Origin of the sequence: Brachybacterium tyrofermentans, assembly GCF_014897585.1 — a bacterium.
Taxonomy (GTDB): domain Bacteria; phylum Actinomycetota; class Actinomycetes; order Actinomycetales; family Dermabacteraceae; genus Brachybacterium; species Brachybacterium tyrofermentans.
Genome location: NZ_JABUXW010000002.1, coordinates 1 through 23,216 on the forward strand (window position 1 = coordinate 1; position 23,216 = coordinate 23,216).

General features: G+C 69.1%; 22 protein-coding genes and 1 riboswitch. Of the genes, 10 read left to right on the forward strand and 12 right to left on the reverse strand.

Features of this window, described 5'->3' with window-relative positions; all coding sequences use genetic code 11:
- Positions 1–33 precede the first annotated feature (33 nt).
- Positions 34–1,221: an FAD-dependent oxidoreductase gene (locus INT49_RS01210; RefSeq protein ID WP_226849608.1), complete on the forward strand. Its 1,188-nt coding sequence runs from the start codon at positions 34–36 to the stop codon at positions 1,219–1,221.
- Between the two features lie 60 nt (positions 1,222–1,281).
- Here the strand turns inward: INT49_RS01210 and melA are convergent, their stop codons facing one another.
- Positions 1,282–2,670, reverse strand: coding sequence for an alpha-galactosidase (gene melA / locus INT49_RS01215; protein WP_193115902.1), 1,389 nt, complete (start codon positions 2,668–2,670; stop codon positions 1,282–1,284).
- A gap of 91 nt (positions 2,671–2,761) precedes the next feature.
- Here melA and INT49_RS01220 point away from each other — a divergent pair, with 91 nt between their 5' ends.
- Positions 2,762–3,700 (forward strand): helix-turn-helix domain-containing protein, encoded by a 939-nt coding sequence (locus INT49_RS01220; protein ID WP_193115903.1) that lies wholly within the window; start codon positions 2,762–2,764, stop codon positions 3,698–3,700.
- Between the two features lie 100 nt (positions 3,701–3,800).
- Here the strand turns inward: INT49_RS01220 and INT49_RS01225 are convergent, their stop codons facing one another.
- From INT49_RS01225 to INT49_RS01235, 3 genes are all read right to left on the reverse strand, one after another.
- The gene (locus INT49_RS01225) at positions 3,801–4,889 is read right to left on the reverse strand and encodes an endonuclease NucS domain-containing protein (protein WP_193115904.1); all 1,089 of its coding nucleotides are present in this window, start codon (positions 4,887–4,889) and stop codon (positions 3,801–3,803) included.
- Positions 4,890–4,976: 87 nt separating this feature from the next.
- Positions 4,977–5,591: a hypothetical protein gene (locus tag INT49_RS01230; RefSeq protein ID WP_193115905.1), complete on the reverse strand. Its 615-nt coding sequence runs from the start codon at positions 5,589–5,591 to the stop codon at positions 4,977–4,979.
- Positions 5,592–5,672: 81 nt separating this feature from the next.
- Positions 5,673–6,242, reverse strand: coding sequence for a sugar O-acetyltransferase (locus tag INT49_RS01235; protein ID WP_193115906.1), 570 nt, complete (start codon positions 6,240–6,242; stop codon positions 5,673–5,675).
- 284 nt (positions 6,243–6,526) lie between these two features.
- Positions 6,527–6,637: riboswitch (TPP riboswitch) on the forward strand.
- A gap of 1 nt (position 6,638) precedes the next feature.
- Between INT49_RS01235 and thiC the strand changes: the two genes are divergently transcribed.
- Entirely contained in the window at positions 6,639–8,420 is a 1,782-nt protein-coding gene (gene thiC / locus INT49_RS01240; protein ID WP_193115907.1) for a phosphomethylpyrimidine synthase ThiC, read from the forward strand.
- Between the two features lie 66 nt (positions 8,421–8,486).
- Here the strand turns inward: thiC and INT49_RS01245 are convergent, their stop codons facing one another.
- Complete coding sequence (locus INT49_RS01245) at positions 8,487–9,086, reverse strand: TetR/AcrR family transcriptional regulator (protein ID WP_193115908.1); 600 nt, start codon at positions 9,084–9,086, stop codon at positions 8,487–8,489.
- Between the two features lie 94 nt (positions 9,087–9,180).
- Between INT49_RS01245 and INT49_RS01250 the strand changes: the two genes are divergently transcribed.
- A complete protein-coding gene (locus INT49_RS01250) occupies positions 9,181–10,434 on the forward strand; it encodes an epoxide hydrolase family protein (RefSeq protein WP_193115909.1) in 1,254 nt (417 codons plus the stop codon).
- Positions 10,431–11,183: an alpha/beta hydrolase gene (locus INT49_RS01255; RefSeq protein WP_193115910.1), complete on the forward strand. Its 753-nt coding sequence runs from the start codon at positions 10,431–10,433 to the stop codon at positions 11,181–11,183. Before INT49_RS01250 ends, INT49_RS01255 begins: the two co-directional genes overlap by 4 nt.
- A 73-nt stretch (positions 11,184–11,256) precedes the next feature.
- Here INT49_RS01255 and INT49_RS01260 read toward each other — a convergent pair whose 3' ends face one another.
- Positions 11,257–12,189 carry an Ltp family lipoprotein gene (locus INT49_RS01260; protein ID WP_193115911.1) on the reverse strand — a complete coding sequence of 311 codons (933 nt, stop codon included), beginning with the start codon at positions 12,187–12,189 and terminating at the stop codon, positions 11,257–11,259.
- Positions 12,190–12,624: 435 nt separating this feature from the next.
- On the opposite strand from INT49_RS01260, the gene INT49_RS01265 reads away from it, so the two are divergent.
- The 5 genes from INT49_RS01265 (at position 12,625) to INT49_RS01285 (ending at position 16,147) form a co-directional block, all read left to right on the forward strand.
- Positions 12,625–13,344 (forward strand): hypothetical protein, encoded by a 720-nt coding sequence (locus INT49_RS01265; RefSeq protein WP_193115912.1) that lies wholly within the window; start codon positions 12,625–12,627, stop codon positions 13,342–13,344.
- Positions 13,345–13,449: 105 nt separating this feature from the next.
- Positions 13,450–14,259, forward strand: coding sequence for an ADP-ribosylglycohydrolase family protein (locus tag INT49_RS01270; RefSeq protein ID WP_193115913.1), 810 nt, complete (start codon positions 13,450–13,452; stop codon positions 14,257–14,259).
- Between the two features lie 170 nt (positions 14,260–14,429).
- Complete coding sequence (locus tag INT49_RS01275; RefSeq protein ID WP_193115914.1) at positions 14,430–15,128, forward strand: CPBP family intramembrane glutamic endopeptidase; 699 nt, start codon at positions 14,430–14,432, stop codon at positions 15,126–15,128.
- Between the two features lie 96 nt (positions 15,129–15,224).
- Complete coding sequence (locus tag INT49_RS01280; protein ID WP_193115915.1) at positions 15,225–15,611, forward strand: hypothetical protein; 387 nt, start codon at positions 15,225–15,227, stop codon at positions 15,609–15,611.
- 38 nt (positions 15,612–15,649) lie between these two features.
- Entirely contained in the window at positions 15,650–16,147 is a 498-nt protein-coding gene (locus INT49_RS01285; protein WP_193115916.1) for a hypothetical protein, read from the forward strand.
- Positions 16,148–16,196: 49 nt separating this feature from the next.
- On the opposite strand, the gene INT49_RS01290 is transcribed toward INT49_RS01285, so the two are convergent.
- The 6 genes from INT49_RS01290 to INT49_RS01315 form a co-directional block, all read right to left on the reverse strand.
- On the reverse strand, positions 16,197–17,510 hold the full coding sequence (locus INT49_RS01290; RefSeq protein WP_193115917.1) for a hypothetical protein: 1,314 nt from the start codon (positions 17,508–17,510) through the stop codon (positions 16,197–16,199).
- Positions 17,511–17,624: 114 nt separating this feature from the next.
- Positions 17,625–18,923 (reverse strand): MFS transporter, encoded by a 1,299-nt coding sequence (locus tag INT49_RS01295; RefSeq protein WP_193115918.1) that lies wholly within the window; start codon positions 18,921–18,923, stop codon positions 17,625–17,627.
- A gap of 382 nt (positions 18,924–19,305) precedes the next feature.
- Entirely contained in the window at positions 19,306–20,175 is an 870-nt protein-coding gene (locus tag INT49_RS01300) for an endo alpha-1,4 polygalactosaminidase (RefSeq protein WP_193115919.1), read from the reverse strand.
- Entirely contained in the window at positions 20,172–21,323 is a 1,152-nt protein-coding gene (locus INT49_RS01305; protein WP_193115920.1) for a hypothetical protein, read from the reverse strand. Before INT49_RS01305 ends, INT49_RS01300 begins: the two co-directional genes overlap by 4 nt.
- A gap of 278 nt (positions 21,324–21,601) precedes the next feature.
- Positions 21,602–21,877 carry an SHOCT domain-containing protein gene (locus INT49_RS01310; protein WP_193115921.1) on the reverse strand — a complete coding sequence of 92 codons (276 nt, stop codon included), beginning with the start codon at positions 21,875–21,877 and terminating at the stop codon, positions 21,602–21,604.
- Between the two features lie 118 nt (positions 21,878–21,995).
- Positions 21,996–23,183: a sensor histidine kinase gene (locus INT49_RS01315; protein ID WP_193115922.1), complete on the reverse strand. Its 1,188-nt coding sequence runs from the start codon at positions 23,181–23,183 to the stop codon at positions 21,996–21,998.
- Positions 23,184–23,216 lie beyond the last annotated feature (33 nt).

Genomic DNA, 23,216 nt, shown 5'->3' on the forward strand with positions numbered 1-23,216 from the left:
CAAGGTCAACCCCCGCACCGGCGAAATCGCGAGTTGACAACTATAGGAGCGTCAACGCATTTCCCGATCGCCATCATCGGTGGCGGTCTCGGCGGCCTGACCGCAGCCCGTGTCCTGCACGCCCGAGGGATCGAGGCTGCGGTGTTCGAGCTGGAAGCCAGCCGATACGCCCGCGCTCAGGGAGGCATGCTCGACATCCACGACGACACCGGGCAGCGGGCACTCCATGCCGCCGACCTATGGGAGCAGTTCACCCCGCTCATCCATCGCGGTGGGGAAGCCATGCGCATCCTCGACCACCGTGGGACGGTGCTGCGTGACGAGGCGGACGATGGTCAGCTCATCCGCCCGGAGGTCGACCGCGGCCAGCTGCGCGACATCCTCCTCGTCTCCCTGCCCGCCCGTACTGTCCACTGGGGTCGCAAGGTCTGCGCGGTGCGCACGGTGGACGGCTTCCCCGGGCGGCACGAGGTCGAGTTCACGGACGGCGAGGCGATCACCACCGACCTGCTCATCGGCGCGGACGGCGCCTGGTCCATGGTCCGTCCGCTGATGTCCGGCGCCCGCCCCGTCTACACCGGGATCTCCTTCGTCGAGGCCGACCTGTTCGACGCCGACGAGCGACACCCCGCCGAAGCTGCGGCGATGGGCCGGGGCATGCTGTTCGCCTTCAACGGCCCGACCGGCGTGCTCGGCCACCGCGAGATCGATGACACCCTGCACGTCTATCTGGGCCTGCGCGTCTCGGAGAGCTGGATCGACACGATCGACTTCGCCGACATCGCGGCCTCCAAGACGGCTCTCCTCGCCCGGATCGACGGCTGGGACGACGCGCTGCGCGGCCTGATCGCCCACGCGGACACCCCGCTGACGCCGCGCCGCATCCACGCCCTTCCCGTCGGCCACTCCTGGGAGCGGACACCCGGCACCACGCTCCTGGGCGACGCGGCGCACATGATGTCCCCGTTCGCCGGCGAGGGCGCCAACCTCGCCATGTACGACGGCGCTCAGCTCGCCCTGGCGATCGCGGAGAACGCCGGCAGCACGGAGGAAGCCCTCGCCGCGTACGAGGCCGATCTCTTCCCGCGTTCTGCCGACTCTGCCCGCGAGTCGGCCGGGAGCCTGGACCTGCTCTTCTGTGATGACTCCCCCGGACCCTTGACCAGCACGTTCGAGGAGTTCGACCGCCAGTCCGCAGAGTCCGCACCGGTCACACGCTGAGCCGTCCAGCTGGCTATGACGGTCAGTCCGCAGTTGATCGCACCGTGCGACTGCGGGTGCTCAGGCCCGCAAGGACTCCGGCAGCAGATCCGCGTGGGCGGCGAGCAGCTCGTCGGTCATGGCGCGAGCGTCCTCGAGGGTCACCTGGGCGGCGGTCAGCGGGTCCATCGCGACGGCGTGATAGACGTTCTCGAGGTTCCCGGTCAGCGCGGCCTGCACGGCGAGGGTCTGCACGTTGACGTTGGTGCGGTTCAGTGCGGCCAGCTGCAGCGGCAGCTCGCCGACCGCGGTGGGCTGCACGCCGTTGGCGTCGACCAGGCAGGGCACCTCCACACAGGCGTCGGCCGGGAGGTTCGTGATCAGGGAACCGTTGTTGGGCACGTTGCCGTGCACCACGCTGGGCACCCCGGTGACGATCGAGTTGATGATGCTGGCGCCGTATTCGACCGACGGGGCGAGCTCGGCCTTCAGCTGCTGCAGCTGCGTGTCGATGTCGCCCTGGTCGTCGTGCGCGGAGCAGATCTCGAAGTAGTCCCAGCGCTCGGGGATGTAGGACTCGGTGAGCTCGGGGGTCCTGCGGAAGTAGGGCAGGTACTCCGAGGCGTGGTGGCTGGACTCGGTCTCGAAGTACCCGAAGGCGTTCATGAGGGTGGTGCGCACCTGCTCGTTGCCGCCCTCGTAGACGTTGGACTGCTCGGCGGCCTCGCTGTGGTCGCCGTCGTCCCCGGCGAGGTCCGCGGCGCCGCGGTCGCGCTGGTGCTTCTGCGCCATCACCTCGCGCAGCCGCGGGTAGAGGTCCTCCCGCCCGCGGGAGAACTCCAGCACCCAGGCCTGGTGGTTGATGCCGGCGCAGCGGTAGCGCACCTCGTCGTAGGGCACATCGAGGGTGCGGGCGAGCATGCGGGTGGTGCCCTGCACGCTGTGGCACAGGCCCACGGCGCGCAGGCCGCGGGCGTTGAGATAGCTGGTGGCCATAGCCATCGGGTTGGCGTAGTTGATGAAGGCGGCGTCCGGGCACACCTCGAGGGCGTCGTCGATGATCGCGTCGTAGGCGCCCACGGAGCGCAGGAAGCGGAACACCCCGCCGGGGCCGACGGTGTCACCGACGGCCTGGTCGATGCCGTACTTCCGCGGGATCATCACGTCGTGCTCGTAGGACTCCAGGCCGCCCACCTGGAAGGTGATGATGACGATGTCGGCGCCGTCCAGCGCCGCGCGGCGGTCGCCGGTCTCCTCGACGGTCGCGCCGAAACCGTGGTGAGCGATCAGCTCGCGGGTTGCGCTCGCGACCGGGCCGAGCTTCTCGGGGCGCACGTCCATCAGCGTGAGTGTCGCGTCGCGCAGGGCGGGGAAGCTGAGGATGTCGCCGATCAGACGGAACGGGAACACGAAGCCGCCGGCTCCGATGATCGTGATCTTGGGGTGGGCGAGGAAGGCGCTCTGGGTCATGGATCCACGGTAGGGAGCCAGGTGCACGGAGGTCTCGCCTGATTCTGCGATGTTCTTCCAGGATCCTTCGATCTGCGCCTACTGTGGGCCCATGCCCGCCCATTCCCTCACCGAACCCGTTGTCGAGACGATGGCGCCCGCCCTGTGGTGCCGTCGTGGCGATCCGCCCACGATGCAGTCGATGCATCGTCACAACGACGTCGAGATCAACGTGGTGCTGCGCGGCGAGCTGCGCTATGTGTTCGCGGGCCGGCCGTTCGTGGTGCGCGAGGGGCAGGTCGCCATGTTCTGGGCGGCGCAGCCTCACGGCCTGGTCGACTCCCGCGCCGGGGACGTGTGCTGGGTGCACGTCCCGGTGAGCACGGTGATGGGCTGGAACCTGCCGGAGGCGGAGCTCGGCGCGCTGCTGCAGCCCTGGCCGGTGGTCACCGATTCGGCGCTGGTGCGGGCGCGGATGGAATCGATGATCCCCTCCTGGCTCGCAGAGTACGAGACGGCAGGCGGCTCCGCGGTCGCGCTGCTGGAGATCCAGGCGATGCTGCGCAGGATCCTGCAGGCGGCACCGGCGCGGGACGGCGCAGGGGCCGACGAGGGGCCTCGCTCCCCAGGGATCCCGTGCTCCTCCGACGATCCGGATTCGCCCGGCACCCAGATCAGTCCCGTGGCCAGCGCGTTCCGTGAGGGCGGCTCCCGTCGGGTGCCGCCGGAGCGCATCGACCACATGATGGCGATGGCGCAGTTCGTGATCGAGAACTACCGCTCCGCGCTCAGTGTGGAGGACGTGGCGCGCGCCGCCCATCTGACGCCCTCGCATGCGATGACCGTCTTCCGGGACACCGTCGGCGCCACCATCGGCGAGTACCTCACGATGTGCCGCGTCGCGGAGGCGCAGCGCCTGCTGATCACCACCGCGCTGCCCACCGCCGACATCGCCGAGCGCAGTGGATTCGGGTCGCTCAGCAGCTTCTACGCCCACGTGACCGCCGCGTGCGGTATGCCGCCGCGGCAGTACCGGCAGCAGGCAGGGTAGGCGGGGCGATAAGGAGTGCACGCCGCGCTGTCGGCCCGCCCCGATGGACGTGAGCCCACGTCGTCTCGGCGTACCCGATCCATGTCGCAGATGGCAGCCGTTATGCGTCCTCCACGCCGAAGTGCTCGGCGAGGCGCTCCAGTGTGAACTCCTGGCGGAGCTTGCAGGCGCTGTTCTGGTTGGCGAACATGCCCTTGGTCCAGTAGGCCTGTTCACGGGGCACCGCGGTCTGCCAGCGCACGGGCACGACCCATTCGGCCATGTCGTCCTCCTGCTCCGTACCTGGGCCATGGGAGTAGCGGCCTGCGAGCTGGAGATCAGAGAGGAGCACCTGCTCTCCTTCGATCGTGGTCTTCGCGCGGTCGAATCTTTCCGCCTCCCCGATGACGGTTCCGATGCCGACATACCCGGATTCGGGTATATGCACGTTGACCCGCGCTCCGAGCGGAAGCGCCCGCAGTGTTCGCGAGTACCAGACGCCGCCTCCCGCAGAGATGAATCCATAGTGGCGTGCGTCTTCCCAGTTGCGGCTCCCGGACTCCTCTCCGAAAGCGACGAACCAGTCCAGACCATTCCAGTCCGCCCGCTTGCTCTTTCGTCCGCTACCGACAGCGAGCGATGGGCCCTCCTCGCGGCTGACCAGCCAGGAGCGGGCGAGATAGTGGCGATCCTCGTCCTGGAGGTAGGAGAAGAACACCGCGTTGATCGGGACGCCGAAGTCGCGCAGGTAGTTCACGATCCGCTCGGAGCTGGAATCCAGTTCTGTCGCAACCACGGTGAGTTGCAGCTCGACGTTGACCTCGTCCGGGAGCGAGTCGCCGAAAGTGTCGGCGAATGCCGCTTCGAACGGAGCCTCGAGGTGATCGTTCGCAAGATCGATGACCTCCTCTCGGGTCAAGGTGGTCACCCAGGATCCGTAGTCGAGAACCTGGGCGACGACGTCCCGCGGGCTCCTGTCCCTTTTCAGCTCCAGGACGTGCAGGTTGCCGTCGACGTCGATCGCGAGCAGATCGATGAACTTTCCGTACGGAGTGCGCACCTGTCGGCCGATGACCAGCAGCGGTGTTCCGAGCAGGGATGGGTCCTGTTCCAGGAAGTCCTCGAGGGTCGCCTCGCTGGGCAGGGTCGCAGCCGGAAGTCGACGGGGTCGATCTCCATCGATTCGCCAGAGTCCCATTTCGACGGGCATGGTGCGGTCCTTCTCTCGGTGGCAGGCGGTGGGTTCCCTCAGTGTCGTCCACCGATGGCGACGCCGCAGTTAACGCCCTGGGGCTTCCTAGGAGTTCTGTTCCCGAGGCAGCTTCTCGGCGAGCAGCTCTCGCATCCGCCCCGGGGCGTCCACGTCGTCTATCCAGCTCTGTGCTTCGCCGTGGTGGATGCGCAGCGTCGGCTCCCAGCCATGGAGGGGCGGAAGCAGATCAGCAAGCGCATCACGGAACGCCCGCTGCCGATGACGGCCGTGCTGGCCAGGAAAGAGCGGAGGCTTCCGCGCCCCGAAACCGCCGCCCTCGAGCCGCGTCTTGGCCCGCGAGCGATCGATCCAGTCCTGTCGATCGAACGCGGTCCGTGCAGAGGCCGGGTAGGGCTGAAGGGTGAGCGCACGGAATTCATTGAAATGCTGTGTCTCGTCGACCTCGAGAATGCGGCTGTGCCCGTCGGGGCCGAGAATGACTGCATCGAGGCTGCGCCGTTCCCGTGGGGGCATGACTTCCGGGAGGTCCGCCGCAGCCAATTGGCGGTAGATCGTTCTCACCAGGGGCCACGCGTCTCCGCAGTCGGTCGATCCGGGCCGGTTCAGCCACGCCGGTGTGCGTGGCTTCTCGATCACCTGGTGCTCGGGCAGCGCGGCGCGCACAGCCGCGATCGTCGAACGCTGGAATTCAAGAGCCATAAGCCCCAAGGTAGCGGGGCACCCGCCAATTGGTGGGTGCCATCCCGTCGCTGCGAGGCGACGGCCTTCGGCGCGTAGCTCTCAGTCCTCGACGGTCCTGATCACCCGGGCCGGCGAACCGACGACGAGCGCTTTCGCCGGCACGTCCTTGGTGACGACGGAGGCGGCGGCGATGACGGCGTCGTCCCCGATGGTGACGCCGGGCAGGATCGTCACGTTCGCGCCGATCCACACGTTGTTCCCGATCGTCACGGGGGCCGGGTGGAGGTCGCCGCGGCGGCTCGGGGCGAGGTCGTGGTTCAGGGTGGCGATCACGGTGTTGTGCCCGATGAGGCAGTCGTCGCCGATGTGCAGCCCGCCCTGGTCCTGGAAGCGGCAGCCGGCGTTGAGGAACACGCGCTTGCCCAGGTGGATGTTCTTGCCGAAGTCGGAGGTGAAGGGCGGGAACAGGGTGACGCTCTCGTCGATCTCACGGCCGGTGAGCTCGGCGAGCAGCTCTCGCACCCGGGAGGGTTCGTGATAGCCGCCGTTGAGCTCTCCCGTGACCTTCAGCGCCTCCTGGCTGGTGGCGTGCATGACCGCGTGCAACGGGGAGTTCGCCGGGATGGCCTGGCCGGAATCGAGGGCGTCCAGCAGGTCGGTGAGGGTCATGGGGCCGCCTTCCACGGAGGGTCGCGCCGGGGTGGCAGCGCCGCGACTCCCAGCGTAGCCAACACTGCCTGCGCGGACGCTCGACCGTCCTGACGCTCCAGGCCGACGGGCAGGGCACCTCGTCGCCGACCAGGCCCACCTCCCCCACTCCGGGATCGCAGTCCGGACCGTTCGCACGCGCCACACCAGATCCACTGCCTCCCCTCGCGGCCGGCGACCGCGAGGGGAGGCAGCGGCGAGCCGCTCGAGCATCCTCACGGTCGAGACGGGTGCTACTATCGTCGCCGATCCCTCGGGTGCCCGATGCAACGGGCTGAGATCGGACTGTCGCTGTCCGAGTACCGAATGAACCTGCCCCGGATAATGCCGGCGAAGGAAGAAGGAGAGCGCAGCGCTATGTCCGCACGCCCTGAGAAGTTCGCACGACCCGAGAACTACCCCACCCACCGCCTCGACGTGCTCGAGGATCCTGCCCATGGCATCCGTGTGCCCATCACCCGGGTCCTCCAGGACGATGCCCCCGACGGCACGGCGAACCCTCCTCTGGCGGTGTACCGCACTGCCGGTCCCGGCTGCGTACCGGAGGTGGGGCTGCCGCCGATGCGGGAGACCTGGATCGCCGAGCGCGGTGACGTCCAGGCATACGCGGGCCGAGACCGCGCCCTCGCCGATGACGGCCGCGGCGCCGTGCGTCGGGGCGAGGCTAGCGCCGAATGGCGCGGTGCCCGTCGCGCCCCGCTGCGCTCCCCCGTCGGCACCCGGGTCACGCAGATGCACTATGCCCGGCGCGGCGAGATCACCCCGGAGATGCGCTACGTCGCCCTGCGGGAGAACTGCGACGTCGAGCTGGTGCGCAGCGAGCTCGCCGCAGGCCGCGCGATCCTCCCGGCGAACGTGAACCATCCGGAGGCGGAGCCGATGATCATCGGGAAGGCCTTCCTGGTGAAGATCAACGCGAACATCGGCAACTCGGCGGTGACCTCGTCGATCGCCGAGGAGGTCTCCAAGCTCGAATGGGCCACCCGCTGGGGCGCGGACACGGTCATGGACCTGTCCACCGGGGACGACATCCACACCACCCGCGAGTGGCTGCTGCGCAATTCTCCGGTGCCCATCGGGACGGTGCCGATCTACCAGGCGCTCGAGAAGGTCGACGGGGAGGCGAATGCGCTGACCTGGGAGATCTTCCGCGACACCGTGATCGAGCAGTGCGAGCAGGGCGTGGACTACATGACCATCCACGCCGGGGTGCTGCTGCGGTACGTGCCGCTGACCGCGAACAGGGTAACCGGGATCGTCTCGCGTGGCGGGTCCATCCTGGCCGGCTGGTGTCTGGCCCATCACCGCGAGAACTTCCTGTACGAGCACTTCGACGAGCTGTGCGAGATCTTCGCCCGCTACGACGTGTCCTTCTCCCTGGGCGACGGGCTGCGGCCGGGCTCCCTCGCCGATGCGAACGACGCGGCCCAGTTCGCGGAGCTCGACACGCTCGCCGAGCTCACCGAGCGGGCCTGGGAGCACGACGTGCAGGTCATGGTGGAAGGCCCAGGGCATATCCCGCTGCACCTGGTGCGCGAGAACGTGGAGCGGCAGCAGGAGCTGTGCCACGGCGCACCGTTCTACACGCTGGGCCCGCTGGTCACCGACATCGCCCCGGCGTACGACCACATCACCTCGGCGATCGGGGCCACGGAGATCGCCCGCTACGGCACGGCGATGCTCTGCTACGTCACCCCCAAGGAGCATCTGGGCCTGCCGGATCGTGATGACGTGAAGACCGGCGTGATCACCTACAAGATCGCCGCCCATGCGGCCGACGTCGCCAAGGGACATCCCGGCGCGATCGCGCGGGACGACGCGCTCTCGAAGGCCCGCTTCGAGTTCCGATGGAGGGACCAGTTCGGGCTGTCCCTGGATCCGCAGCTCGCCGAGGAGTACCACGACGAGACCCTGCCCGCTGAGCCGGCGAAGACCGCGCACTTCTGCTCGATGTGCGGCCCGAAGTTCTGCTCGATGCGCCTCTCCCAGGACATCCGCGACACCTACGGCGACGCCTCGGCGCAATCGGAGATCGCCCGGCAGGGCATGGAGATGAAGTCCGAGGAGTTCCGCGCGGCGGGCGGCACCGTGTACCTGCCGGACCCATCGATTCCTGTGGGCTCCGGCACCGACGCCTGAGATCGTCCAGCAGAACGGGACGGCGGACAGGGGGCGGGGCGGGCCGGAGACTCGTGGCCCACCTCGTCATCCCTGGATATCTGAGAGCTCCTGCGCACGTGATTCGGGAACTCCCAGGATGAGCAGGCTGGTCATCGCCGCCGCGCTCGCACTGAGGCTCTCGCCGACACGGTTCCGATCCGCGATGGCGAACACGGCGGCGAAGGCCACCTGGCTGAGGACGTGCGCGGGCAGATGCTCACCGAAGACCCTGCTGTCCTGTCCTCGGCGCACGAGGTCGGCGAGGGTCTCGTCGACCGGCCCCAGCAGAGCATGGATCTCGTCGCCATGCTCGCCGCGCCGGAGGCTCAGCATCACCCTGTAACGGTGCGCCACGGGCCAGAGGCGGGCGATGAAATCGGCCCACACCCTCTCGGCCGAATCGTGGGAGGCGATCGCCTCGTCGAGCACGGAACCGACCTCCTCCGCGGCCCTCTGCGCGAGGGTGCGCACGAGGTCCCCGCGGGTGGGGAAGTAGCCGTAGACCGTGCGACGGACCACCCCGGCGGAGGAGGCGATCGCGCTCATGCCGAGATCAGGGTTCTGACCCAGAGCGTCGAGGGCGACGTCGAGGATGCGCGTGCGGGTGTCCTCTGTGGAGCGTGCCCGGTCCGATCGGTTCTGCATCGCCCCACTATTGCACATGGGTGTGCAGCGACGTAGATTGCACACCGCTGTGCAACGCTCCGTTGCACCGCTCACCCTCGAGGAGAGCAGCGCTATGTCCCCATCGACTTCTGCACGCGCAGACCTCATCCGACCGTTCACCGTCTCCGTACCGGCCTCAGAGATCGATGACCTGAAGCAGCGACTCGCGAGAACCCGATGGCCTGATCCGGAGACCGTCTCGGATTGGTCGCAGGGCGTCCGCACCAAGGAGGCCAGAGCACTGATCGACTCTTGGGAGCGGGAGTACGACTGGCGTCGGTTCGAGCGCGAGCTCAATCGCTTCCCCCAGTTCCTGACCACGATCGATGGCGTGGATATCCACGTCATCCATGTCAGGTCGAAGAATCCGCACTCGATGCCTCTTCTCCTTTCCCACGGCTGGCCGGGGTCGAACGCGGACTTCCTCGAGCTGATCGGCCCGCTCACCGATCCGGTGGCCTTCGGAGGTGACGCCGAGGACTCCTTCGACGTCGTGATCCCGTCCCTGCCCGGATTCGGCTTCTCCCAGAAGCCGACCGAGACCGGATGGGACGTCGCTCGGATCGCCGCTGCCTGGGCGGAGCTGATGGAGCGGCTCGGCTATGAGAGATGGGCCGCTCAGGGCGGAGACTGGGGTGCCATGGTGACGACGGCCCTCGCGACGCTGGCACCGGCGGGGCTCCTCGGGATCCACCTGAACACCCCCTACGCGGTCCCCGCACGGATCCCCGAGTCGCTCTCGCCCTCAGGGCGCCGCGCCGTGGAATCCATCGCCCTCTACACGGGCACCCTCGGCGGATCAAACCATGTTCAGGCGACGAAGCCCGAGACGGTGGGATTCGCTCTGGCGGATTCCGCGGCCGGACAGGCCGCCTGGATCTACGAGAAGTTCCACTCCAAGACGGATAATCACGGACGTGCGGAGGATGCGCTCAGCACCGACGTCATGCTCGACGCCATCTCCCTCTACTGGTTCACCAACAGTGCCGCGTCGGCCGGGCGCATCTACTGGGAGAACAGCACGGCCAGCCTCTCCGAGCCGAAGCTCTCAGTGCCGGTCGCGGTGACCGTGTTCCCCCGCGACATTCCACGACTGCCTCGACAGTGGATCGAGGACACCCACTCCGATCTGATCCACTACCGGGAGGCGACCGCCGGCGGACACTTCGCAGCTCTCGAGCAGCCCGAGGTCCTCACGAGCGAGATCCGCACCGGATTGAGGTCCCTCCATTCGCAGCGGTGCCGTCCACACAGCAGCGCCGTCCACATGGTCGAGTGCCAGGTCGAAGACAGGGCAGGACCCGGCTGCCCTACCGTGGGCCCATGACCATCCTCCGTCAGGCCCGCCGCTGGGCTCTCCTCCTGCTCGCCGCGCTACTCGCACTCGTGGTGGTCGCCGGCGCCCTGCTCCTGGCGTGGAGCCGGTTCGGGCTCATGGAGGCCGAGCAGGGCCCGCTCGGACAGGTCGTCGAGGACTCCGGGGTCAGCGTCACCGAGTCGAGCACCTCGCTGATCCTGCAGCCCGCCGGGGCGGGATCCTCCGCGACGGGCCTGGTGTTCTATCCGGGGGCGAAGGTCGAGGCCGACGCCTATGCGGCACGGCTCGCGGACCTCGTGACCGAGCAGAAGATGACCGTGGTGATCGTGAAGCCCTGGTTGCATCTGGCTCTGTTCGACCGCCGCGGCCTGGACACCTTCACCGCCGATCTGCCGGAGGTGGGCAGCTGGATCGTGGGCGGGCACTCCCTGGGCGGGGTGCGCGCCTGCCAGGTCGCCCGGGACGCCGATGCCCTCCTGCTGCTGGGCTCCTACTGCGCGAACGATCTCTCCGAGAGGGTGCTGCCCGTGCTGAGCCTTGCCGGCAGCGAGGACGGCTTGTCGACCCCGGAGAAGATCGCCGATGCGCGCGACCTGCTGCCCGGGACGGCGACCCTGGTCGAGATCGAGGGCGCGAGCCATGCGAGCTTCGGTGACTACGGCCCGCAGGACGGCGACGGCACGGCGAGCATCTCCGACGAGGAGATGGATGCGGAGGTCAGCGCGGAGGTCGAGGCGTTCGTCGACTCCTTCGGCTGACCCACGAGAACGCGGGGCCTCTGCTGTGGCAGGGGCCCCGCGTTCTGGGCGTGCGGCCCGAGACCGCAGCAGATCAGTCGTCGAGGTGCTCGACGGCGTAGTCGGCCTGCTCCTGCGTGAACTGCTCCCCGTACTCGGAGGTCAGCTGATCGCGGATCGCCTCCGGGGACATGTCCATCGAGTCCCGGTATGAGCGGGCGCTCTGCAGAGCGTTGTCGTTCCAGTCCGCCTCGATGGTGTCGATCGCGTACTGCGCCTCCTCGGCCAGGAACTGCTCGCCGTACTCCGAGGTGAGCTGGTCGTAGATGCCCGCCTTGGACATGTGCATGGTCTCCGAGTAGCTCTCGGCGGAGGCCAGCGCGTTCGCGTTCCAGTCCGCGTCGACGTTGTCCACGGCGTACTGCGCGGCCTCGTCGGAGAACTGGTCCGCATACTCGGAGGTGAGCTGGTCGAACAGGCCCTGCTTCGACATGTGCAGCAGGTCGGAGTAGCTCTGCGCGCTGTTCAGCGCCGAGGTGTGCTCGGCGGGGACGTCGTCACCGGCCGGAGCTTCCTCCTGGGTGGACTCCTGCTCGGCAGGTGCCTCCTCAGCGGCAGGCTGCTCAGCGGCAGGCTCCTCCACTGCAGGTTCCTCCTCGACAACGTCGTCGGTGGCGGCCTCCTCGGCAGGAGCGTCGGCCTCTTCCGCCTCCACGGGGTCGGCCTCAGCCGGCTCGGCGGCCGATGTCTCCGCGGACGTCGGATCGTCGCCGCCGGAGAAGACGATCGCCGAGCAGCCTCCCACGACGATCAGGAAGAGGACGATGCAGCCGCAGCCGGCAGCGATGAGCCCCTTCTTCTTCCCCGTCGTGACCGGCGGCACCGGCGGCATGCCGGGCGCGCCGTTCTCCGGGTAGCCGTGCGGGGCGCCGTTCTGGGGATAGCCGTTGGGGACACCGCCGAAGTTCGGGGCGGGCGGGAGATTCGAAGAACCCGAATCCTGGGGCGAGGGTGCATTGCTGGTCATTGCTGCACTCCATTCTGGGTAGGGACGTCTACCCCTGGACACAGTCGTGCCAGGGCGACTGCTGAGAAGAGAGGCCGCGGGCGGGGTGCGTGGGCTCTGGAGCCGCAGCAGATCTGCGACGAGCATCGGCGTCCGATCCGTGATCGGAGGGGGAACAACTACCGCTTGGGCCTTCACGGAAGAGATTACGGGCGGCGGCCGACAGATGAAGCACTTTCAGCTTCAACCACCCCTGTGCAGCACGTCACGCCCCTGCGCACACCCACTTCTCCCGACATCGCCGGGAGCCGAGCATGCCAAGGATTCCGGAAGCGCTTGCGAACGGACGAGCCGCCGGGTCGAATAGGAGCACCATCCCCTCGCGGCTTGGCGCACGGCGCCGGGGGTCGTCTCCCCGCTGCGATTCGCCGCCCTCCTCCTCGTCGAAAGATCGTCATGCGCCGCACCGTCGCCACCCTCGCCGTTCCCCTGCTCCTCCTCACGCTGGCCGCCTGCAGCACGGAGTCCCCGCCGCAGGGTCCGCACGATCCCCCGGTCGCCGAGCAGCCTCAGGATCCCTCCGACGGAGGAGGGGGCTCTCCAGCCGAGGAGGAGGCCCCATCCGTCGAGGCGAGCCCGTCCGACGAGCCGGCGGGCACCGCGATCGAGTCCCTGTGGGTCGACGACTCCTGGACCATCGAGGACGTCGACGAGGACCTGTGCGCCTCGGGCATCAGCGAGTCCGCCCACTCCGAGCAGGAGGACATGGTCGCGTGCGGGCCCACCGCCGCGGGCGCGGAGGCCTGCGCGCTCGAGGGCGACCAGGAGGTGCTGTGCATCGTGAACGCGATCGACAAGCAGGCGATCCGCTTCGACTCGCCCACGGCCGCCGATCCGAGCACCGAGGTGTGGCCCTCCGAGCAGGATCCGGTGCCGCTGTATGCAGAGCTGCCCGAGGGCGTGACCTGCTCGACCGTCTCCCACGATCATGACCAGCATTGGAACGGACTGTTCAGCTGGTTCGTCTGCGATGACGGCTCCGAGCTGCTCACGGAGGACACCATCGATGCGACCTTCTCACGCGGCGACGGCGACCTGTGGACCGCCCAGAGGTCCGTCGATAAGGGCGAGCCCGAGGAGACCGCCGTGGAGTCGATGACGTACGCGGGCCGCTGAAGGGCGGGCGAGAGCCGAGCGTGGCACGGTCCGTGGAGCCGATGCGCTGACGGGGAGCCCGCCGCCACGTACGATCCGCACAACTCCCGAGCAGAGGTGGGCACCATGAATCGTCTGGACATCGTCAGCACCGTCGCCGTCGCCGATGCCCTCGGAGCACCGTACGAGCTGGGCCTGCATCCGGGGCCGGGGCTGTCCTCGAGCTCGTTCACCATCGACACCCCGGAGGGGGCGGTGCGGCCGACGGTGCGGATACTCGGCGGTGAGGCGCCATACGGGACCTGGACGGACGACACCCAGATCGTGCTGATGGTGCTCGATGCCCTGCGCCGCGCGCCCTCACATCCGGTCGCTGCGTACCGGGAGAACCTCATCGACTGGGAGCGCGGGGCGTTCACCCCGGCGGGCGAGAGGCTCGACGTGGGCATCCAGACCAGCAGCGCGATCGCGGACCTGAAGCGCGGTGTCGACCCCGCGCCGACGACCTCCTCAGGCAACGCATGCCTCATGGTCGCGATCGGGGTCTTCGCCCGCGGCAACGGCGCCGAGCATCTCGAAGCCCTGGTGCGCACCACCCACCACAGCGACAAGGCGGTCCACGACGCACAGCAACTGCTGGAGATCCTCGACGACGCCCGCGACGGGATCGAGCCGGTCCCGACGGTCGACGTGTCTCTGCTGCCGACGATGGAACCGACCGGCTTCAGCGAATCCACGCTGTACCTGGCGCAGTACGCCCTGCAGACGACGGAGTCGTTCCTCGAGGGCATGGACTCGATCACCACGGCCGGCGGCGATACCGATTCGATCGGCGCGGTCTACGGGGCGCTGTGCGCCGTCTCCGGCCGCGAGGCGCCGCAGGAGCTCAGGGAGTCACTGGTCGCCGCTGAGCTGCTGGAGCGGTTCGCCGGGTGACCGGCCCCTTCGCTGCGGGGCAGGAACGGTCCCGGCGGCGCGGCCCTCCGCTCACGACAGCCATTAAGCGCTGTCCCAGGGATGACGCATGACAAATACTGTTCTGCAGTTGGGTTCTGCCGACGATCGTCTCTTGACCCGATGGTGCGGACACAGCGTCTACTGGATGCATGGACTCCACCGCGCGGACGCGTCCCACCCGTCCCGGCTGGCCCGAGATCCTCCTCGGCGGCCTCGTCTACCTCGCCGCGTTCGGCATCGTCGCCGTGGCTCTCCCCCGCATCGGCGATCCGGCGCTCGCGGGCATCGTCGGGCTCGTGGTCTCCGGGGCGATGGGGCTGGCCGCCTTCGCCGTCGCAGCACTGCTCCGCATCCGGGGCCTGAGGGCATTCGGCATCCGCCGAGCGAAGCTCCCCCATCTCCTCGCCGGAGCCGGTCTCGGAGTCGCGGCCTACGTGGTCGGCACGGTCCTGTCCATCGGCTTCATCCTGCTCACAGGATTCACCGAGAACGTGCAGTCGAGCTACCAGGCGGGGGCCGCGGCCGGCGCACTCGGGCTGCTGCTGTCGCTCGCCGCCGGGGCGATCATCACACCGCTCGGCGAAGAGGCCTTCTTCCGCGGTGTGCTCGCCAATGCACTGCTCGGGACGATGAGGCCCTGGATCGCGATCGTCCTCAGTGCCTCGATCTTCGCCGTGGCCCATGGCCTCAATCCCGTGCTGCCCACCGCATTCGTAGTGGGCCTGGCCTCGGGGCTCCTGTTCCATCGCACGGGCTCGCTGTGGCCGAGCGTGGTCCTGCACGGGTTCAACAACCTCACGGCGCTGCTCGTGCCCCTGGCGGCCGCACAGCTGGTCCAGGCGAGCTGACCAGGTCAGATCTGTGCGGCACGCGCACCCCGATCCGTCAACTCGGACATCACCTGCCTGGTCATCACCCCTGGACATGCATGCTCTACTGGACGTATGAATACTCTTTCCTCCACCCGCCGCCGGATGACCCGTGACGAGGCGCTCGCCTGGAACACCGAGTGGTCTCCCGCCGACGTCACGCTGCTGGAGGAGAACTTCGACCGGGTCGGAGCGCACACCTTCTACCGCACCCAGTCCAACGGCAGCCTCACCGTGCAGGACAAGGCCGGCAAGTCGCTGATGTACATCCACCCCGGCTATGTGTCGTTCCCGGAGGGCCTGGCCCCGGAGGACCGCGCGAAGGCCGAGGTCCACGGCTTCGATCTCTCGACCGTGCAGACCGGCGTGAAGGTGCCCGTCAAGGGCGAGGAGCAGCTCACGATCTGCCCCGACTGCTTCTATGCGATGCCGTACACCGGAGTGTGCGACACCTGCGGCTGATCCGCGACATGATGGGTCCTTCCGCTTCAGGAGGACCCATGATCACCAGCATCGGCCGACGGCTCACCCATGTTGTGTCCGTCGGCCTTCTGCTGTCCCTGGCCGCCTGCACCGGCGCCGCTCCCCCGCTGCCCGCCGACGGCGCCGTGTCCCACTACGAGGATGTCGCCACCGAGCTCGCGGCGGCGATGGCGTTGGACGGCACCGCCTGGGTGCTCGCCCCGAAGACCCGCAAGGTCGCGGCCGACGAGGAGAGCTGCCTGTACACGCCGGGCACGTGGACCCCGGAGGAGCGCCTCCCCGCCCCGCCCGACGAGGATTCGTGGGGACCCCGCATCGCAGCCGTCAATCCCGTGCTCTCGCAGTACGGCTTCGAGGAGATCGACAGCGTGACGCCGAACGGCGGCCGCTCCATCCTGAAGACCACCGACGAGCTCGGGGCCACCGTGACCATCACGCCCGAGGGCGAGGTGCGCATCTGGGGTGCCCGCGTGGATGCCGATCCGTGCACGGCGGCGACGCTCGGCATCCAGTGAGCACGCCGTACCAGAACTCGGTCCAGGAGCCCAGCGTCCCCTGAGCCCCTCAGGATCGCGAGCCGGCTCCGGACCGTCGGGCTTGCTGCTCGAAGAACGTCGGCGAGCGACGCACGTCGACCCCGCCCACCTTCTCGGCCTCCGCGGCCAGCTCGAACGCCCGCGTCTCGGGCAGGTACGGGAGGTTGTGCGGGCCGACCTCGCGGAACAGGGGCCCGGCGCTCGGGATCGCCCCGTGGCTCCCGATGCTCGTGATCTCGAGACGGCGGTTCAGGCGGTTGCCGAGATCCTGGTCGCGGAACGGCGGAACATCCGGCCAGGTGATCACGACGGTGTGGCGGTCGAGCACCTCGATCCGCTCGATGTTCGCCCAGGGCACCAGGCCCTGGCCGTGCAGGATGTCGAACCAGCCCTGCGCAGTGATCGTCGCGCTGCGGGCCTCGTCGGTGCGCAGCACCCGTACCAGGCGGGGCGCGAGGATAGCGATGCCGAGGATCGGGGCCCACACCAGCAGCAGCCCGACCCACCACGAATCGCTGCCCTGCGCGATCACGGCCAGGATGCCGATCAGCAGCAGGATGCAGGCGACCAGGGCCCAGGCGAGGCTGGCGATGTTGAGCCAGCGTCTGCTTCGCGAGGGAGCGAGCGCGTTCGGATCCGGGGACCAGTGCGCCTCCAATCGCAGGGCACGGACCTCTGCGGCTGTGGGGGCGAATCCTTCCGCGGCCCAGCGAGTCACGGCCTGCTGCGCCCCGGGGCGCCAGCGCACCCCCGCGCCGAGCCCGTCGGCCGGGCGCCCGAGGAAAGCGGCGGCATACGGCGCCTGCCGCACCACACCGATCTGTTCCCACGGCACCGGGTGCCGAATCTCGTCATGGCCCTGGGTGATCGTCAGCCCCGACGGGGAGACGGCGACCACGCCCGCACCGTCCGCGTAGAGACGGCTCAGGCGCGGCAGCGCGGTCGCGGTCGGGAGGGCGATCAGCACGGTGAGCATCACGGGGGCGAGCACCCAGCCCGGCGCGTCCAGGGACGCGAAGATCCCGACGGCGACGAGACCGCTCACCGTCAGAGCGAGCGCGATCCATGAGACGACGATCGCGACGCCACGAGGACGGTTCGCCACGATGACCGCCTCGCCGAGCCGGCGGGGTTCCCGCACCTCCCGGTGGAACCCGGTAAGGGTGCTCGCCCAGATGATCGTGCCCAGCATCAGCACCACGAGGGTGACGGCGATGCGGAACCCGACTCCCTTGTCGCCGTCCCCGAACGGCACGGCGCCCAGGATGAGCAGGAACAGCACGGAGAGGACTCCGCGCACCGGCGGGATCGACAGGCACCCCATCGATGTCCGCGGGCTCATCGTCGGCACGCTCCTGCCCGGTCGGAGGCCACGAGTTCCAGGAGGCAGACGGGCGAAGGCATGAGAGGGAGCGAGAACTGCACGCCGATACGGTACGCCCCGCCGGCCGGGTCCTCAGGCGATCGGCTTGCGCACGAGCAGGCCGTAGCAGACGCCACCCAGCACGGCGATCACGCCGGCCACCAGGAACGACGGGGTGTAGGAGCCGGTCGCATCAACGACCACGCCGGTGACGATGGGTGCCAGGGCGCCCCCGAAGTAGCCGCCGAAGTTCATGATGCCGCCGAAGCGCGCGGCGTGGGAGTCCGGGACGATGTCCGAGGAGATCGCCCAGGACTGGGCCTGCGCGGCCGCGACGATCGCCAGGGCGAGGCTGAGCACCAGGAGTGCCAGGGCGAGGTTGTGGACGAAGGGCACGATGCACAGGAGCACGCCGAGCGCGACGCAGCCGCCCACCAGGATCACCTTCTTGGAGAGCATCGAGCTGAGCTTGTATCTGCGCGCCAGCACGACCGTGACGCGGCCGGCGAAGATCGCACCGAGGGCTGCCGCCAGGTAGGGCACCGCGGCGACCCAGCCGGTGCTGGCGATCGACACGCCGAGGGTGTTCTGCAGGAACAGCGGCAGGAAGGTCAGGAAGATGTTCCAGATCCAGATGGTGCTGAAGAAGCCGAGCATCAGGCCCCAGGTCTGCGGGTAGGTGAAGAACCTGAGCCAAGGGATCTTCACGGGCTCCTCGGTGGCGTCGTCACGGCCGGCCAGGATGTGGCGGTACTCGTCGTCGGAGAGGTGCTTGGAATCCTCCGGGGCCCGGTAGAAGGCCCAGAACGCCACGGCGAGGAGGACACCTGCTGCGCCGATGATGAGGAACATCGAGCGCCAGCCGAAAGTCAGCGTCAGCAGCGTGAGCAGGGGCGGAGCGATGGCCGAGCCCCACTTGGATCCGGAGTCCCAGATGCCGGCGGCCTGACCGCGCTCCTCGCGAGGGAACCACTGGGTGGCGATCTTGCTCGAGTTCGGGGAGTTCGGGGACTCGCCGATGCCCAGCAGCACGCGGAAGGTCAGGAAGTGCGCCATGGTGTGACCGAAGGCCATCAGTGCTGTGGCAGCAGACCACATGCCCATCGCGACGAAGTACATGCGTCGCGGCCCCACCTTGTCGATGAGATAGCCGGCAGGCAGCTGGCAGAACGCGTAGGTCCAGGAGAAGACGGCCCCCATGAGGCCGATGTCGGTGTTGGTGAGGCCGAGCTCCTCCATCATGAAGGGCGCCGCGATCGAGATCGAGCTGCGATCGAGGTAGTTCAGGAGACCCGCGAGAAGCAGCCATCCCAGGATCAGATAGCGCATGTTGCGCACTGCACGGTACTTCCGCGCGGGTCGTTTCGCTCGCGTCGTGGACGTCGATGTCATCGGCTGAATACTCCTTCGTAGACAGGGTGCCGCGGCGCGATGCCGCGCTGCGGGCGCGGTCCGTTCTCGGACAGCAGTGATCGAGGGTGGGGTGCCGTGGAGGGTGGAAGACCTCGTCGGTCTTTTCGTCGCACTGTGCTCCACGACACGACTCATGGATCCTATAGGACTTGTGTGCGATGTCAAGAAGATCACTCATCGCCTTTCCGCGTCGCTCCGCATATGCCCAGCACAGAGGGTGTCGGGGTGCGAAAGGCCCCCGAAAGCTGTAGGGGCGATGCGATCGGAAGGTGGTCCACCTATAGGATCGTGTCCCTTAAGCGTTCCCGCGGGAACGTTCCTCTCGTTGTCCACCCTCCCGGAGCTACCGGCCGTGGGGGCTTCAGCAGCTCTCGTAGAGGTACCCGGGCTCGCCGCTCGCGACCAGCTCCATGTCGCGCAGGATCGTCAGCGGCGCCCGGTCCGGATCCGCGCAGATGTCGGCGAAGCTCAACCCGCCCTCGGCGAGGCTCTCCGGGTACTCGATCTGCAGCACGTGCTCGCCGTAGACGTCCGTGTAGGCGGAGCACTCGTCGTATCTGCCGCATTCCTCGGTCACCGCGAGGTCGAAGCCGAGCTCGGTGTGGGCCGTCCCGGCGATCTCCGCGGCGTTCTTCTGGGCGATGGCCAGGCCGGAGGCGTGGGCGATCTCGACGTACCGTGCGGCGAGGCTCCGGGCGCCGTCCTCGTCGATCGCGTCGAAGCGGGTCCAGGTGTCGAGGTTGTCGATCTCCACCGCGTCGAATCCCGACTCGGCGCAGCCGGTGAGAACAGGTTCGAGGAGGTCGAGGATCCCTGCTCGCTGCTCAGCGGTCGAGGGATCCAGCACGTACTCGTCCGGCCAATCCGGGTCGGTGACGAGGTCACCGGCGGCATCGCTCAGCAGCAGTTCGGGATGATCGAGCCAGAGGGCAGCCTCGTCGGGCTGGGTCTGGAAGCCGTTGACGTAGCAGATGCTGTAGGCGCCAGGCTGCGGCTGCGCGCTCGCGTCGCGCACCACGACGGCGACGTCGGCCTCATAGGCCCCGCCGAGCTGGTAGTCGAAGCCGCCGGTGGACGGCGGGAGCGCCACGCCCGCAGCATCCGCGGCGTCGGTCGGCGGGGCCGACGGCTGTGGGGCCTCCGCCCCCGCACAGGCGGCGAGGGCGAGAAGGGAGAGGAGCACGGCCGTCGCTCGGGTGACTCGGGCCTGCCTCTCCGGGGTGATGCTCATGAGTTCCGGCGTGTCATCTCGTACGGCACCTCGAAGTCTCGTGCGGCTCGGCGTGCACAGGCGAGCGTGTCCTCGAGCGTCGGATAGATCAGCGTGCCACCGGCCAGCTGCACCTCGAGGCCGTCCTCGGCAGTGCGCAGAGCCATGATCTGGTCGAAGGGGATGAGACCTCGATCGTGCAGCACATCGAACCATCCGTGCCGGCTCACGCCGGCGTCATGCCGCTCCCGGCGCACCGCCCGGATCGCCTGGACCACGAAGAGCGGGACCCCCACCACAGGGATCCACCCGAAGGCGAGGAGCACGAACCAGTTCCCGTCCCGCAGCGTTCCCTCCATGACCAGCGCGCCGAACAGGAGCACTCCGAAGAACGCCATGATGAGCGCCATCCAGAGTGAGCGTACGAAGCGCCCCCACCGCACTGCTCGAGTGGGTTCGCGAGTGCGCGGATCCGGTGACCACGCGGCGTCCAGGTGCAGGGCGCGGGTCTCCACGAGGGTGGGCAGGAACCCCTCGGTCATCCATCGCGCCACGGCCTCGCGCGCCCCGGGGTGCCAGCGGACATCGGGTGCGACCAGCGCCTCGAGGCGGCCCAGCGACTCACGGATCTCGTCGGGTTCCGGTCGCCGAGCAGAGAGCTCCGGGAACGGCTCCGGCTCCTCGTCCGGGTGTTCCGTGGAGATCACTCGAACGCCTCGCGTCGAGACGCCGATGCCGCCTGCGCGCGCCGACCTCCTCCGGCTGCGGCTCGGCAGCGCCGTGGCGACGATCAGCCCCGCCAGAGCTGCGGCGAGCACGACGGCCCTCAGCGGCGCAGGGGCGGGCCCGGCGAAGGCCGCCCCGGCGATCGGCGTCGCGACCGCCGTGAGCACCAGGCCGGCCCACGAGAGTGCCACCGCGAGGGGGCGCGGCCGCGAGGCGACGGTGAGCAGGCCGTCCGGCCCGTCGGGCGGTCGCAGGTCCCGGAGGAACCCCGACAGCGTCGTCGACCAGACGTAGACCGCGGCAAGGAGGATCACGGCCTCGATGGCCAGGATCATGGCCAGGTCGTCGATCCCGCGCGCGAGCCACCCCATTCCGAGCAGGAGCGCCACGGAGAGCGTGCCCTTGACCGGCGGCCAGTTGTAGAACCGTTCGTTCGCGGACACCGGGTCAGCGCTCGCAGCAGTCGAAGGGAATCATCATCACCGCGCCATCGTATTCGCCCCTCCCCTCGCTCCTACCCGGATACTCCGACCCCACCAGCGACGACGCCGGCGGCGGCGAGGTGCTGCAACGGGTGCTCGGGACGGCCTGAGCAGTCCGGCCGTCGGCGAGTGGACCGCACGGGCGCCGCGGCACGACGGGGATCACGTGACGCCTCGCGCCCGTTCCTCGGAGTCCCGCGACGCCGTGGCCGCTGCTGGATTCGTCCGCAGACGTCCCGCTACTTCGTCTTCTCGCGCAGCACCGCCCGGCGAGCGCGGAACTCGTCCTCGTCGATCTCCCCGGTGGCGTAGCGCTCCCCGAGCGTCGACTCGGCGTCGCGGCGGGGAGCCTCCGCGTGCCAGCGGCGTCGGCGCACCGCTCCGGTGATGATGAATGCGGCGACGAGCAGCAGGAAGAGCAGCGGGAAGAACGGGAAGAAGAAGTGCGGTCCGTTCCAGGCGCCGTCGCCGTACGGGCCGCCTGCGGTCAGCTGGGTGATGGTCTGGGTGATCATGGGAGGGATCCTCTCGGTTGATGGTGATCCCACCCTCCTGCGGATCGACGCCGTGGCCATCTGCCCGGAAGCGGCATCGCGGCTACGTCAGCGGGCGCAGTGCCGGGGCCGACGGGTCTCAGCCGGGGAGCACGGCGTGCACCGAGAACGTGCCGTCGTCGGCCCCGATCTCCACGCTCCCGCCGACATCGGCTGTGCGGCGACGGATCCCAGCGATCCCGAATCCGTCGCGGAACTCCGCGAGGTGCGGCGCGGCGTTGGTGACGCTCAGCTCGATCTCCTGCTCACGGAAGGTCAGGTGCACGGTCGCCCTGCGCTCGGCGGCGTGCTTGACCACGTTGGTCAGCGACTCCTGCACGATCCGGTAGCCGGCGACGTCGACCGCCGGTGCCACGGGCCGACGCTCCCCGGTCAGCTGCAGCTCCACGTCGATCCCGGCCTCGCGCATCCGACCGCACAGCGCCTCCAGCCGGTCGATTCCCGGGGTGGGGGCGTGGGAGTCGGTCGAGGCGGCCTCCGGGGCGACGGCGGCGAGGGTGGCCCGCAGCTCGGCGAGCGCCTCGGCGCTGGCCCGGCTGATCACCTGCAGTGCTTCACGGGCCTGTTCGGGGCGGCGTTCGGCGATGTGCAGGGCGATGTCCGCCTGCATCTGGATCGCGGCGAGGCCGTGGCCCACCACGTCGTGGACCTCTGAGGCCAGGCGCAGCCGCTCGGCGTCCAGGGCGGTGCGTTCACGCTCGTCGCGCTGTCGGGAACGGGCCTCGAGCGTGAGGCGTCTGGCGAGGCCGACGCAGTAGGGCACCACCACCCAGGCGGAGACCGGCAGCGCGCTCACCAGCGCCGTGAGCGCAGCAATCGGCGAGGCGGCAACCAGGGCGTGGGCCAGCAGCAGGAGAATCCCGATCCCCGCGGCGATCGCCGAACGTGGCAGCGGCGCCCGGCGGGCGAGGGCGAAGGCGCTCACCAGCACGGTGACGAGGATCGGGCCGAAAGGGTTGCCGAGCGCCAGGAACAGCGAGGTCGAGCAGATGGCGAGCGCGAAGGCCGGGATCGGCCAGCGGCGCAGCGCGACCGCGAGCACGGCGAGGCCCGCGAGCAGGTAGGCCCAGCCATCGGGGACCGTGGCGGACACCCAGCTCCAGGGCCCGCCGCCCGGCCCGCCGTCGCCTGCGGGTCCCCACCTGCTGCCCGGCCCGTCGCCCGATCCCCACTGTCCTGCGACGCGCAGGGAGACGAGCACCAGCAGACCCACGGGCAGCGCGAGCAGCACGTCGCGAAGATGCGGAGGTCCCGGGCGCGCGCTCATGGGGCAAGTGTCCTCCACGCCGCCGGACCCGTC

What these genes read in the sequence shown, in the direction of transcription:
- INT49_RS01260 (WP_193115911.1), bottom strand. Translation starts at nt 12,189, where the DNA reads ATGACCAGCAATGCACCCTCGCCCCAGGATTCGGGTTCTTCGAATCTC.
- INT49_RS01310 (WP_193115921.1), bottom strand. Translation starts at nt 21,877, where the DNA reads ATGATCACCCAGACCATCACCCAGCTGACCGCAGGCGGCCCGTACGGC.
- INT49_RS01280 (WP_193115915.1), top strand. Translation starts at nt 15,225, where the DNA reads ATGAATACTCTTTCCTCCACCCGCCGCCGGATGACCCGTGACGAGGCG.
- INT49_RS01225 (WP_193115904.1), bottom strand. Translation starts at nt 4,889, where the DNA reads ATGCCCGTCGAAATGGGACTCTGGCGAATCGATGGAGATCGACCCCGT.
- thiC (WP_193115907.1), top strand. Translation starts at nt 6,639, where the DNA reads ATGTCCGCACGCCCTGAGAAGTTCGCACGACCCGAGAACTACCCCACC.
- INT49_RS01220 (WP_193115903.1), top strand. Translation starts at nt 2,762, where the DNA reads ATGCCCGCCCATTCCCTCACCGAACCCGTTGTCGAGACGATGGCGCCC.
- INT49_RS01235 (WP_193115906.1), bottom strand. Translation starts at nt 6,242, where the DNA reads ATGACCCTCACCGACCTGCTGGACGCCCTCGATTCCGGCCAGGCCATC.
- INT49_RS01285 (WP_193115916.1), top strand. Translation starts at nt 15,650, where the DNA reads ATGATCACCAGCATCGGCCGACGGCTCACCCATGTTGTGTCCGTCGGC.
- INT49_RS01255 (WP_193115910.1), top strand. Translation starts at nt 10,431, where the DNA reads ATGACCATCCTCCGTCAGGCCCGCCGCTGGGCTCTCCTCCTGCTCGCC.
- INT49_RS01295 (WP_193115918.1), bottom strand. Translation starts at nt 18,923, where the DNA reads ATGACATCGACGTCCACGACGCGAGCGAAACGACCCGCGCGGAAGTAC.
- INT49_RS01315 (WP_193115922.1), bottom strand. Translation starts at nt 23,183, where the DNA reads ATGAGCGCGCGCCCGGGACCTCCGCATCTTCGCGACGTGCTGCTCGCG.
- INT49_RS01275 (WP_193115914.1), top strand. Translation starts at nt 14,430, where the DNA reads ATGGACTCCACCGCGCGGACGCGTCCCACCCGTCCCGGCTGGCCCGAG.
- melA (WP_193115902.1), bottom strand. Translation starts at nt 2,670, where the DNA reads ATGACCCAGAGCGCCTTCCTCGCCCACCCCAAGATCACGATCATCGGA.
- INT49_RS01250 (WP_193115909.1), top strand. Translation starts at nt 9,181, where the DNA reads ATGTCCCCATCGACTTCTGCACGCGCAGACCTCATCCGACCGTTCACC.
- INT49_RS01230 (WP_193115905.1), bottom strand. Translation starts at nt 5,591, where the DNA reads ATGGCTCTTGAATTCCAGCGTTCGACGATCGCGGCTGTGCGCGCCGCG.
- INT49_RS01270 (WP_193115913.1), top strand. Translation starts at nt 13,450, where the DNA reads ATGAATCGTCTGGACATCGTCAGCACCGTCGCCGTCGCCGATGCCCTC.
- INT49_RS01300 (WP_193115919.1), bottom strand. Translation starts at nt 20,175, where the DNA reads ATGAGCATCACCCCGGAGAGGCAGGCCCGAGTCACCCGAGCGACGGCC.
- INT49_RS01265 (WP_193115912.1), top strand. Translation starts at nt 12,625, where the DNA reads ATGCGCCGCACCGTCGCCACCCTCGCCGTTCCCCTGCTCCTCCTCACG.
- INT49_RS01245 (WP_193115908.1), bottom strand. Translation starts at nt 9,086, where the DNA reads ATGCAGAACCGATCGGACCGGGCACGCTCCACAGAGGACACCCGCACG.
- INT49_RS01290 (WP_193115917.1), bottom strand. Translation starts at nt 17,510, where the DNA reads ATGAGCCCGCGGACATCGATGGGGTGCCTGTCGATCCCGCCGGTGCGC.